Source organism: Mesorhizobium sp. B4-1-4 (assembly GCF_006439395.2).
In the GTDB taxonomy this organism is placed as follows: Bacteria; Pseudomonadota; Alphaproteobacteria; order Rhizobiales; family Rhizobiaceae; genus Mesorhizobium.
In genome coordinates, this window is record NZ_CP083950.1 from 136,429 (window position 1) to 148,997 (window position 12,569).

8 protein-coding genes are annotated in these 12,569 nt (G+C 57.7%); 5 read left to right on the forward strand and 3 right to left on the reverse strand.

Annotation, left to right across the window (positions count from 1 at the left end; all coding sequences use genetic code 11):
* Window positions 1-351 precede the first annotated feature (351 nt).
* On the reverse strand, window positions 352-1,359 hold the full coding sequence (locus tag FJW03_RS00660) for a succinylglutamate desuccinylase/aspartoacylase family protein (protein WP_140762366.1): 1,008 nt from the start codon (window positions 1,357-1,359) through the stop codon (window positions 352-354).
* Between the two features lie 247 nt (window positions 1,360-1,606).
* Window positions 1,607-2,773 (reverse strand): M24 family metallopeptidase, encoded by a 1,167-nt coding sequence (locus tag FJW03_RS00665; RefSeq protein ID WP_210240580.1) that lies wholly within the window; start codon window positions 2,771-2,773, stop codon window positions 1,607-1,609.
* A 336-nt stretch (window positions 2,774-3,109) separates the two neighbouring features.
* On the opposite strand from FJW03_RS00665, the gene ehuB reads away from it, so the two are divergent.
* The 5 genes from ehuB to FJW03_RS00690 all read left to right on the forward strand — a co-directional run bounded on the left by ehuB (window position 3,110) and on the right by FJW03_RS00690 (window position 11,277).
* Window positions 3,110-3,967, forward strand: coding sequence for an ectoine/hydroxyectoine ABC transporter substrate-binding protein EhuB (ehuB, locus tag FJW03_RS00670; protein WP_181173205.1), 858 nt, complete (start codon window positions 3,110-3,112; stop codon window positions 3,965-3,967).
* A gap of 393 nt (window positions 3,968-4,360) precedes the next feature.
* Window positions 4,361-5,821 (forward strand): MmgE/PrpD family protein, encoded by a 1,461-nt coding sequence (locus FJW03_RS00675; protein WP_140762372.1) that lies wholly within the window; start codon window positions 4,361-4,363, stop codon window positions 5,819-5,821.
* 68 nt (window positions 5,822-5,889) lie between these two features.
* Entirely contained in the window at window positions 5,890-7,077 is a 1,188-nt protein-coding gene (locus FJW03_RS00680) for a trans-sulfuration enzyme family protein (protein WP_140762375.1), read from the forward strand.
* 355 nt (window positions 7,078-7,432) lie between these two features.
* A complete protein-coding gene (locus FJW03_RS00685; protein WP_140762378.1) occupies window positions 7,433-8,701 on the forward strand; it encodes an NAD(P)/FAD-dependent oxidoreductase in 1,269 nt (422 codons plus the stop codon).
* 767 nt (window positions 8,702-9,468) lie between these two features.
* Window positions 9,469-11,277: a phospholipase D-like domain-containing protein gene (locus FJW03_RS00690; protein WP_226890538.1), complete on the forward strand. Its 1,809-nt coding sequence runs from the start codon at window positions 9,469-9,471 to the stop codon at window positions 11,275-11,277.
* Between the two features lie 453 nt (window positions 11,278-11,730).
* On the opposite strand, the gene phnE is transcribed toward FJW03_RS00690, so the two are convergent.
* Window positions 11,731-12,564: a phosphonate ABC transporter, permease protein PhnE gene (gene phnE / locus FJW03_RS00695; RefSeq protein WP_181173206.1), complete on the reverse strand. Its 834-nt coding sequence runs from the start codon at window positions 12,562-12,564 to the stop codon at window positions 11,731-11,733.
* Window positions 12,565-12,569: the final 5 nt, after the last annotated feature.

Sequence of the window (12,569 nt, forward strand, 5' to 3'; positions counted from 1 at the left end):
GGCTAAATTAGGAAGACTTGTCCTCGCCCGTTCAAGGGCCGAGTCGCGTAGCTGATGTCGGCGCAGGTGGCGTACTTATCGAGGCCAGATTTTGGGGACGGGAAGCAGCGACAAGGTGCCGAAGATCGGCTTGATCGTCCACCGCGCGAGTAACCGAGGGCCGGGTCGAAACGGGCCAGGTGGACCAAGCCATTGATCAACTTTGGTCGGTGGCCGTCGGTTTGCTTGCTGGTGTCACCAATGTGGGGACTACGCGGCTATGCGGCGAAGATCCCCCTTTTCGACCCAAATGGCTCCCGCCTGGCCAAAGCCTTGTTTAGGAAGCCGCCAACGTAACCTTGTCTTCGCGCCTTAGTTCTGAGCCTCAACCATCAGGCCGAAGAGCGCGTCGCCCGTTGAAGTCAGCGTGGGAAAGCGCCGAAAAGCGACAATGCCGGATGAAGGGAATTCAAGCTCAATCGGACGGGCCAGCGCGTTATCGAGGCGATGAATTGCGCCAGCCTTCTGTCCAGGTGCAACCTGCTCGCCCGGTTTCACGAAGGGTTCAAAAAGACCATCACAGGGCGAATATATCGTGTCGCCGCGCCCGAGAAACCGAGCAAATCGGATTGTGCGCCCCTCTGGCGCGTCGAAATCGGGCGCAATGCCATAATCACGCAACACTCGGCGCACGCCGCTCTCCGCAATTGCAAGGCCGGCCTCGGACAAGGTCGATCCACTACCGAGCTCGGTGGTTATGGCTGGAATCCCCGCCTGCTCCGCGGCGGCATAGAGCGTAGCTCCTGCGCCTCCTCCTGCACCGTCCGTCAGTGCACTGTAAGGGGCACCAAAACTCGTCAACAGGCGTCTGACCGCTTCCGCTTCAGTTTCGTTTCGACCCGGATGCGCAAGCGCCATAGGCAAGTAGTCCAAGGAACTGCCACCCGAATGCAAGTCGATGATCACATCGGCGAGCGGAAACAGTTCGGTTGCCACATAATGTGCGATTACAGCAGTGGGGCCGCCTTGCAGATCTCCGGGGAAGACTCGGTTGAGGTTGCCGCCATCGAGAGGAGAATTGCGGCGGCCGGCCGCAACTGCGGGTCGGTTAAGAGCAGGCAGGATGATGACGCGGCCCTGCAGCTTGGTTTTTGCAAGATCGTGCACAAGCTTGCGAAGTGCGACCTGGCCTTCGTATTCGTCGCCATGGGTGCCTGCGGTGAAGAGTGCCGTCGGCCCGCCTCTGCCACCATTGAGGCATAACATTGGTACCGGAATCCAGCCGTATGCGGACGTGTCGGAAGAGTGTGGAACGCGCGCGAAGTCGCTTTGGATTCCAGGGGCGTCGAAGTCGATTGTAGTCCAAACAGGATTTTTCATTGAAGTTTACCAGATTTGATTGTGAACGGCGCTGAGGACCGCTGCCAATGCCGAACGCAGTGTCTCCGACGTCGAGCTCCAGAGCCCCGCATTCGTAAGCCTGTGTGAGTCGCGCGCAGTCGACGTGCTGGTCAGATGAGAGTTTTGTCGCGACATTAGACGCCCTTTGTTCCAGGATGGGAGGTCGACGCCGATTCGCCGAAAGCGTCGACCTACGAACGTGCACATGGTGCGGTTTGAGCGGTGTCTAGAGTTCCACCATCGGCAACCTTGCGGGCGAAACGGTACTTAGGAACTCGGGACCATTCGGCGTAACCCTGAACACCTCTTCGGTTTGAAATACTCCGCCGGCTGCCTCGAGTTTCGGTTCCACATGCAAGACCATGTCTTCTTGGATGATCTCGTCGGACCCGGCCATAAGCGACGGTGGTTCCGTCAGCGCAATTCCCGACCCGTGTCCGACGCGCCCCGCGATGGCCAGCTTGCCGAGTTGCGAGGGCTTTCCGTCAGACCAGAGCGTTTCGAACAGCTTAAAGGCATCGTCGCCGGTCATTCCTGGACGGATGCCCTCAGCGAGCCGGAGAGTGACGCCCCTTACAAAATCGTAGCACGCCTCTTGTTCCGAGGTGGGCTTGCCGACCTTGGCCACGCGATTTAGATCACTGATCTGATCCGCTCTGCGTACACCCATATCGACCCAGACAAAGTCGTCATGCTGTAGCTTTTGGCCGGCGTTCGGCTGTGCATAGTTCATGCCTTCGCGGCCGAAGCGGACCGGAAGCCAATCGACACTTTCTGCACCGAGACCGATCATCCGCTGCTTGAGCAGTTGTCCAAACTCATACTCACTCAAGCCAAGTCGAAGATCCGCCAGCCCACCAAAGAACCCATCGGTGGCAATTTTGCACACAGTTCTCTTCGAATGCAGTTCATGCCCGCTCTTAATGAGGCGCTGGAGCCAAATCAGATCTGCGGCATCTGACAGCCGAAAGTTGCGTGGTGCGCCCCGCAGAAACTCAAGCAGACCTACCGATCCACGGCCGTTCATATCGCGACCATAGTCCAGGCCAATCGCTGACCCGGTTGGAAGATCGCTCAGGAATCTCGCTGTGGTATCCAGCGCGACATCGGTGAAGCCGTGATACGGAATTGTATGCACATCCGCGTACGTCGTGGCGTTTTCGCCACGATTTATCAGGATTGAAATTCCGGGCTTGTCCAGTCGAACAATTGCCAGAAGTGGCCGTGTATCGGAAAGCCAGAACAGGGTGCGAAATCCCGTGTAGTATTCAAAATTATGCTGGGATGTGATGACGAGCGCATCCAGTTCGGCCCGGACCATGTTTTGTTTCAGCTGCGTGATCCTGGAACTCACTTCAGATTCTTCAGGCCATGCGGGAATATTATCAGCCATTTTTTCTACTCCATGGATAGTTGTTTGCTTCGTGACTGAGTCAAGCATTGCGCCACGGAGTTCGTCAGCATGCATGGCTTTGAAACTTGACTTGATTTGCATTTGCGATACGCGCGCCGGTGCTTCTAGTCGCTCGGTACGTGCGCGTGTTCGGCGCTATCGCGTTCACGGTGAGGGCCGACCGGCTCGATACCTGCTCTGTTTACGCGCCTGCTGGTGATCGCTGCTGGCCACTTCTGTCCTCTCCTCGCCCCCGCTTGACATGCCTAATATACCTACTATACGATATATACCCGTAGCCGACTACTTTGGCAACTAAAAGGGAGGAACAAATCAGTGACGATCGGGAGAACACTCGCGGTGTTTGCCGCCTTGGCAGTCGCGCTAGGAGGAGCCTCAACAGCAGACGCCCAGGAGGCGCTGGCGCGAGCCCAGAAGACCGGCCAAGTAACAGTTGGAATTTTTAATCAGGCGCCTTGGGGCTTCGTCGATGCCAACGGTGAGATAAAAGGGCAGTCCGTGGATGTGCTGAAGGCAGCATTCGCGCCGCTCGGCATTGCCAAAGTGGATGCTGTCGTGGCGGATTTCGGGGCTCTCATACCCGGGCTTCAGGCCGGCCGGTTCGACGTCATTGCAGCCGGCCTGTACATCAAGCCCGAGCGCTGCAAGCAAGTAGCTTTCGGCAACCCAGATTTAAGGATGGGCGACGCGCTTCTGGTGTTGAAGGGCAACCCCAAATCCCTCCACAGCTATGCCGACGTTGCGCAGAAAAATGATGTAAACCTTTCCGCCGGCAAAGGCTCTGTGGAGTATCAGTTTGCCCTCGACGCCGGGATACCAAAAAACAGGCTTTTCGCGTTTCCAGACACCACCGCTGAGCTGTCGGCATTGCTATCTGGACGCGTTGACGCGATGGCCGAAACGACTGCTACCGTAAACGCCCTGGCTCCTGCGTCGGACAAAGTGGAACGTGCATTGCCTTTCACCCAGCCCGTGAGCGCTGACGGCAAGACTGTTTACGGTTACCCGGCATTGGCATTCCGCCAAGCAGATTCGGATTTTCGGGATGCGTACAACGATCAGCTTAAGAAGCTGAGAGAGAGCGGCAAGCTCCTCGATATCGTGAAGGCTTATGGTTTCACCGAAACCGATCTGCCGCCTGCCGATCTGACCGCGGCAGACCTTTGCAAATAGAATAGCCGACCAGAGAGCCAACCGAGAAGGGGGCGATATGCTCGCGCAGAAGACTCAAGAGGACGCAAACCGAACGGTGTGGCCGCGAAGGACGTCTGCGAAGACAGCTACCGCTAATCGCAGGGGCGGAGCGACTGGGACTGTCTTTGGCAACGTGGGAAGCCCACAGAACTACTGTTTAGGATTATCCAAATCCTGTGGTGTGAACCGCGCTATCCCATTCGCTCCGCTTGAAATGTTGCACTGCGTGCATCAGGACATTTGCGAAGGCCTGTGACTCGGTCGCCCACAACCTGCAGATGGATTGGGATGAACGCCCATCAATGCGCGTCGGCTTCAGCCGGACGATTTCGGTTCTGCTTCTACCGGAGCAACCAACAAGCGGAATGAAAAATGTCAATCGAATCCATCGTTATGCGCGAGCAAATCAAGACACCCTCTCCGGTGGAGCATATCCTGTTTCCCCGCGACCCAACGCACGACAACGCGGGGCTTTTGGCGCGCTTTCTCACTGACCTGAGTTATGAAAAGATTCCGAGCGATGTTCTTCACCTCGCAAAGCTCGTGACGCTCGATACGATCGGTTGCATCGTTGCTGCGACAGCCACGCCTCTAGGAGAGAAGATCCTTGCCGCGTACGGCACGGGCATTCAGTCAAACGGCTGCTGCGTTCCTGGCACCTCCGTACAGCTCGCCCCTTCCATCGCGGCCAAGGTAAACGGCTGGCTGTCCGACGTGCTCGATTATGAGGACACCGCCTCAGGTCATCCCAGCGCGACTGTTATACCTGCAGCACTGGCTGTAGCGCAGCACCTGGAAGCGCCGCCCAAGCAGTTTCTCACCGGAATCGTGGCAGGGTATGAAGCGGGTCTTCGGCTCCATGATGCCACACGGGCGAGCCCAGAAGCATACCGTCGATTTGCATCCTATCACGCCTGGCATGGGGTGGCGGCCGGTGCAGCAGCCATGGTTGTGTCGGGCGGATCAGAAGAGCAGTTTCGGTCCGCCCTTGGCCATGCCGCTGCAAACACCAACATTCCTCTTTGGTATGTCGAGTACGGTCGGCCAGCGCACGCTCTCAAAGCCAACTATGGCCAGATGGCGCTAGGCGGCGTCGATGCTGCACTTTGCGCCCGTCGAAATATCATCGGTCCCTTCGCGCTATTGAGTGATCCTAAGCGGGGCTTTGCGGCGATCATCGGATCGGACCAGTTCGACCCAACGCAACTATCAGACAAGCTGAACGAAATTTGGAGAATGAGGGAGACCTGCTTTAAGGGATATCCAGCCTGTTACGCGCTACATTCAACCATTCATGCAGTGTCCACCCTAATAGGGACCAACAACATCGAACCGGGACAAATCGACAGAATCCTCGTTGGCTGTTCCCGAAAAGTATCTGAGTGGTTTTCTTATTCGGATTCTCTTTCTGATCTTGATGGCCAGTTTTCTGTCGAATACGTTTCCGCAATGGCTGCGCTGTCCATCCAGCCGGGAAGAGAATGGTATTCACCCGCGATAAGGACAAGTTCCCGCGTAGCAGACTTAATGAGCAAGATTGACGTCGAAGTCGATCCAGGAGCCGAGAAGGCGTATTGGACCAGCCATAGTCTCGAGTCTTCGGTGTCAATTTTTACGAAGGCTGCGCAGTCGTTCAGCATAACGGTCGACTGTCCTCCTGGGCACTACACTAAACCGTTTCGCGATTCTGATATCGAAGACAAATTTCTTCGCAACGTACGTGCGACTTCACTCGAGGAACGTGGGCCCCAGATCATCGAAAAGCTGATGAATGTCGATCGGCTGAGCTCGCTAGGAGAAATCAGCGAGCTTTTGCGCGTGCCCGCAGCTTAGACCGGTTTAAGGCCCAGTCGTCCGGAAAGAGGCGTGAGGGCCTCTCAGCTGAAATTGCAGGAGACAAGATGCGGAATACCCCCGAACTCGACGACACACTTTGCGTTATCCCGCCGGAGACATCTCTCGAGGGGTTCGCCAGCCTTGCGGTTCCCGTCTATCGCGCCTCCACGATCGTGTTTCCGGACGCTGCCGCTTACCGCAGCCGGGGCTTCCGGTCTCCAGATGGCTACAGTTATGGGCTGTCTGGGACACCAACCACTCGGACCTTGGAAGGCCAATTGTCCGCCCTGCACAAGGCGGAACGGACAATCATCGTGCCGTCCGGTCAGGCCGCGATCTCGGTCGCTATGATGTCGTTGCTCAAAAATGGCGATCATCTGCTGGTGACCGACAACGTTTATCCGCCGGTCAAGGATTTTGCCCAGCAAATTCTAGCGGGCCAGGGCATTGAGACCGAATTCTTTGACCCGACCCGGCTGACAGACCTGGAGTCACGGCTTCGTCCGGGACGCACCAAGCTGGTCTGGCTGGAGTCGCCCGGCTCCACCAGTATGGAGATTTGCGACATTCCAGCGATCTCCCGCTTAAGCAAGGCTGCGGGGGCCTACCTAGGGTGTGACAACACTTGGGCGACCGGTGTTTTGTGTAAGCCGCTCGATCTGGGTGTCGACATCGTGGCCGAGGCGCTGACCAAATATGTTGGAGGCCATTCCGACATCCTGCTGGGCGCAATCATCCTCCGGGATATGGAGCTCTACACGCGGATACGAGGCACGCTGAGCGCTTTGGGCGTCGGCGTCTCGCCAGACGAGTGCTCACTTGCCCTGCGGGGCATTCAGACCATGGGCCTGCGTCTGAAGCATATCGGCGAGACATCGGAGGAATTCGCTCGTCGCCTGGCCGAGAATTGCGATTTTCCCGTGCTGCATCCATGCCTATCCGATTTTCCCGGTCACAGCGTGTGGCAGCGCGACTTCAAGGGCAGTTCAGGCGTTTTCAGTCTGCGACTGGACGGTGTTTCCGCTGCGGCGGTCGACGAAGCGTTGGATAGCCTGAAAACATTCGTCATCGGGAATTCCTGGGGCGGGACGAGGAGTATTATTGCTCCAATGGTGATCGCTCACGATCGCCATATCATTCCCTCCGGAAAAACCACCACGTACCTGCGCATCAGCATCGGCCTGGAAGACCCGGATGACCTCTGGGCCGATCTGCAGCGGGTTCTCGAACTGCTGCGACGCAGTGAATTTTGATCCCGAGCTGATTTCCACAGCTTTCCGCCGGTGGATATCACAAACTGGAGGTGTTCGATGGGAAGAAGGTATTGCGGCCATGTGGGTGTCGGCAAGTCGCGGGCTTTCGCCGCCGCCGGGATAATGGCGAGCAGTTCAGATCCTGAGTTGGCTAAATCGAGCTGAAGGGAGGTCGAATGACGGATCAACAACAGGAGAACACACCGAGACTGATATCTAATGTCGTCCGTGGGGTCACTGCAGGAAGAAGAATGTGACGACGGAGATGTCGTCTTTTGACTGGCTAGGGCTTGGAGTGCACGTTCGCCCGAAACCACGCGGTCCACGCTTTCGATATTTCCAAACCAGGGTTCAAATGCAGAACTTCTATGAAGCCACTGTTTCCCGCCGGCCCTACCGGCAACTGACTGGCACGCTCGATGCGCAAGTCTGCATTGTTGGCGCCGGTCTTGCCGGACTGTGCACTGCGCTCGGACTTGTGGAACGCGGCATGCGCAACGTCGTGGTGCTCGATAGCGAGACGGTCGGCTTTGGTGCATCGGGCCGAAACGGGGGGTTCGTCTTCGGCGGGTACAGTCTGAGCAACACGGATTTGCTGCATAAACTCGGGCGCGACGAGGCCCGCCGCCTATATCGGCTCACAATGGATGCCGTCGATATGATCCGAACGAGAATTGCCCGCTACGGTATCGATTGCGACATCGTTGACCGCGGCGTTATGCTCGCGAACTGGTTCGACGATTGGTCTCAGCTTGATCGCATGCGCGCGCTGATGAAACGCGAATTTGATGTCGATTGGGAGCCGGTCGCGACAGAGAAGCTGCGTGCGCAGCTCAAGACCGCGCGCTATCACGGAGGCCTTTTCGAACCCAACGCTTTCCACCTACATCCGCTCAAGTACGCGCTGGGTGTCGCCAAAGCTGCCATACAGGGCGGCGTGAGCATCTTCGAGCAATCGCCCGCGCGCGCGATTGAGCGCGACGGCGCGGGTTACGTCGTGCGGACGCCCAAAGGCGCGGTGCAGGCGAGAGATGTGGTGTTCGCGGGCGGTGCTTACGCGCGTGGGCTGTTGTCCCGCATTGAGCGCGCGGTGCTTCCGATCGCCACCTATGTAGTTGCAACAGAACCACTTGGCGCTCACCTCATCGACGCAATCGACGCGCCATATGCGGTCTATGATACACGTTTCGCCTTCGACTACTATCGCCCATTGCGGGATACACGAGTTCTTTGGGGTGGCCGGATTTCGGTACTCGACCGCGATCCGAGAACCATCGCGCGTTTGCTCAAGAAAGATCTTGTGCGCGTATATCCGCAGCTTGCTGACGTCAAAATTCAGTACGCATGGGGCGGCTTGATGAGTTATGCGCGCCACAAGATGCCGCAAATTGGCCGCGATGCTGACGGCATCTGGCATGCGATCGCGTTTGGCGGGCACGGGCTGGCGCCAACAACGGTCGCAGGCGAGCTACTCGCCGCCGCGCTAGCCGAGGGAAGGCCTATACCGGATAGCTTTGCCATGTTCGGCCTCACCCGGACGTTCGGCATAGCCGGTCTTGCGGCGGCACAGCTCACATACACCGCATATCAAATGCGCGATACACTCACAGCCTATCGACATTGAGGGCGGCGTTGCCACTGCTGCTGCGATGGTCGGCTTGCACGGCACGTATGTCACCCTCTGGCCCGGATTTCCCGGCTCATCGCGTCTGTCCCTTCCGAGATAGCGTCCGCGCAGATGGTGTAATTTCGGGGAACGCTTTCGATTTCTGCGCGTCGGCAACCCGCATCCGCGCGGGCATCGGGCGCCCGGCGGTTTCTTGCTATGACGCGCGACACAAACCCGGAGTTCGCGAGCATCATAGTGTTGTTCAGCGATCGATAGGGGATGGGCTATGCTGCCAATCGCGTAATAGCGGACTCAACCAATCGCAAGAATCGTTGGCTGCGAGCCCGCGCAACAGAGATGTGAGGCGGCCTCTGGCGCTGGCGGCCGCTGCAGAGAGCGCAGTTTTAGTTGCGCGGGCTCGCAACACCCGATTCTTGCGATTGGTTGAACAGACAATTCCCAAGCTCGCTGCATAGCGAGATGTGCCGTTAGAATGATCCAGCGGTCCACGCGAGCGCCGCTGCAATGGCTCTAACCGGGGGCACCCCTGCGCAAGCGGAAAGAAGTAGGTCGATAGGTCATTGTGGCATCGTTGGCGTTAGTTCGCTCATAATACGCCACGTATGCGCGGTAGTTGCCTAACGAACACGAGACAACAAAAAACGACTGCTACCCCTAGGTATTTCACCCGAATGTCACAAAGCCGATGTCTATTTGATAAACGATGCGTGAAGCAGGGGGAGTTTATGCCGAGGTACCAGGACATTAACGGTGGATTTGCATTGGCGGGCTATCCGGGCGACGCAAAGGTCATGCTCGCCTTCAACTTGAAGTCAAAGCCAGACAATCTTGCCGGCTTCACTATTCAGGTTACGCCGCCGGGGAAGCAGCCCTACTTCCTCTGGAACGACCTTCAGTTCAAAGACCCGAGCGCGCATGCGCAGTTGCAGGGCGAGCCAGCCTATTCCACAGCAAATGCACCGATCCACAAGTTCCGTTGGGTCCACGTCCCCGGCCTCGACCATCAGGGGCTGGAGCCACCTTACGGCGATTACACCTACACGGTGACTCCGCGCTATTTTGATGGCAACCAGCACATGACCGCGCTGGAGCCGGCCCAAAGCGCCAAGGTCACCGTACTGCTGCAGCCGTTCGATGAAGGCGCCGTCAACCTCGGCTTCACACGCGGTTTCGTGCAGAGCCAGGCCTTCGTCCATCATTTCGGACCGAAGCTTCCCACCCGCCCCACCAATGGCCCGCTGAACTACGACACGAGCAAGCAGGCAGGCAAAGACCCGCAAGGCAAACCTTATACCTACGAGCAGCAATATCAGTGGCTGGGCTTCACGGCGCGAAGTCGGGTCTTCGATCTCTTGAATGCCGTCGACAAGGCCGCCGATGCGAAGATCGATGTTTTCTGCTACGACCTCAACGAGCCCGACGTGGTCCGCTTGCTTCTCAAGCTCGGCGAGGCGGGTAAGGTGCGGATCATCCTCGACAATGCGGACCTACATCACGATGCTGCCGACCCCAAGCCGGAAGACGAATTCGAGCAACTCTTCATCAAGGCAGCGGGACGCGACGCCATCAAGCGCGGCCGGTTCGGCCGCTATGCCCATGACAAGGTTTTCGTCGTCTACAAAGGCGGGAAGGCGCAAAGCGTTCTTACCGGCTCGACCAACTTCTCGGTGACCGGCCTCTATGTGAACGCCAACCATGTTGTCGTCTTTGATAGCCCGGACGTCGCCCACCTCTATGCCGGGCTCTTCCAGGAGGCGTGGGACGATGACGTGAAGGCGCCCAAGTTCACGGCGAGCAACTTCGCCAATCGGACCTTCTCATTCCCAAACAAGGACGGCGTGCCAGCGTTCGACGTGACGTTTTCACCCCGACCACAGGACGCCGCTGCTGCGCGCCTCGATGAGATCGTCAAGCGATGTGATTCTGAAGCAGAGAAGGGCGGCAACGTCTTCTTCGCCGTGATGACGACCACGAGCACGTCGCCCAATCCCGTCTACGAGAAGCTCACCGCCCTGCACGAAGACACGCGGCTCTTCAGCTACGGCATCTCCGATAACCCTAGTGGTATTGCGTTCTATCCAGTCGGCGAAAAGCACGGGGTGCTGGTTACGGGCAAACCGAAATATACCCAGCTACCGCCGCCCTTCGATCAGGTCCCCAATATCCTCTCGGCGGAAGCCCATCAGATCCACCACAAGTTCGTGGTGTGCGGGTTTGGCGGGCACGACCCTGTGGTCTATTGCGGCTCTTCCAACCTCGCCTTGGCCGCCGAGCACGTGAACGGTGATAATCTGCTCTGCATCCACGACGACAAGATTGTCACCGCCTTCACCATCGAGGCCGTGCTGCTGATCGACCACTTCAATTTCCTGGACCAGACCGCCAAGGCGCCAAAAGGAAAAGGCGCGGAAGCCAAGACCGAAGAGCCGCCCGCCGACAAGCGCGCGGCTGCCGTCCAAGCCGAGTGGTTCCTAGGCACCGACGGCAAATGGGCCGACAAGTATTTCGATCCTAAGGACCTGCACAGCCGCGACCGCGAGATGTTTGCGGCAGGCCCTGCCATGGAGTGATGCCATGATGATCGGAAAGCGCGAGCTGAACGAGCTGGGGCCGGTGTCCAGGTCAGACCTGTCAGGCCGGTCCCACAACGGCCGTCGTTCCTGAAGTTCCGACATAAGCCTGTCGTCTTCACCAATGACACGGGCGCAGGATTCCGACGCCAGACAACTGCGACGTCGCGTATTTGGGGCAGCCCACCTTGGCGCCAGATGCGAGGCTAACGAGAACCAACGCGATACCGGCGCCTCGTCGGCATTGTCAGGCGTCCGTCGGTTTCACCGAAGACCAAAAAAAGGGTGTCTTCGTCCTCCTCAAGCCGCGTTTCGGCCTGATAAGAAAGTGATTCGCTGGGCGCATGGCGGGCTGTTCGCGGAGGACGCGGAGCAAGTGATGTCCAGGGCACGAGAAAGCTTCGGTTTTCTGACACCTCAAATTCAATCTTCATGGCCGCGATAGGTCGAAAATCATACCAGTCGTTTTCGAATGGATGCCGAGGCGCTGTCGATCACCGCGACGAATACGACGATCACAATAAGAATGGTGCAGACGTTGCGATTTTCGAAAGACTGCATCGACACTTGCAGATAGTATCCAATGCCGCCGGCGCCGACCAGTCCGAGAATGCTTGCGGCCCGCACGTTCGCCTCGAAGCGGTAGAGCGCAAGCGACGTAAACAACGGCATAAGCTGCGGCCCAAAGCCTTTGACGATGACCTGCAGCGGGCTGGCACCTGTCGCGCGCACACCTTCAACTTGCCCCATATCAAGTCCTTCGATTGCTTCGCTCAAGAGCTTTCCGAGAGAGCCAATTCCTCCGACAGCAAGGGCCATTACACCGCTAAAGGGACCCAGGCCGACGGCGGCAACGAATATCAAGGCGATGATGAGCTCGTTGAGCGAACGAAGAAAATCGAGAGTCCGGCGTGCAAGCAGATATATTCCATAGCTCTTTTGAGCATTCCGAGCCGCAAGGAATGCCAGCAGCAGTGCAGGCGGCACGCTTAGCGCTGTGCCCCACACCGCCATCTTCACGGTCACAATCATCTCGTCCAAATACTCAGGAAGTTGGTCAAGACTGGGGGGAAAGTATCCCGAGCCTGGACGGTCAGGTGAGCCGAAAATGTATCTCCACGCCTGCCCCAATCCAGAGAACAAGCCGACCATGTCTATTTCCGCTTGCCCGTATGACCAGGCAAGCAATCCTAGCACTACGATCCATACATAACCAAGGGTTGGAACACGTCTAAGGCGATCGACGACCATTGACGAGAGTCGATCCTGCATTGCAAGCATCATCATCTTTG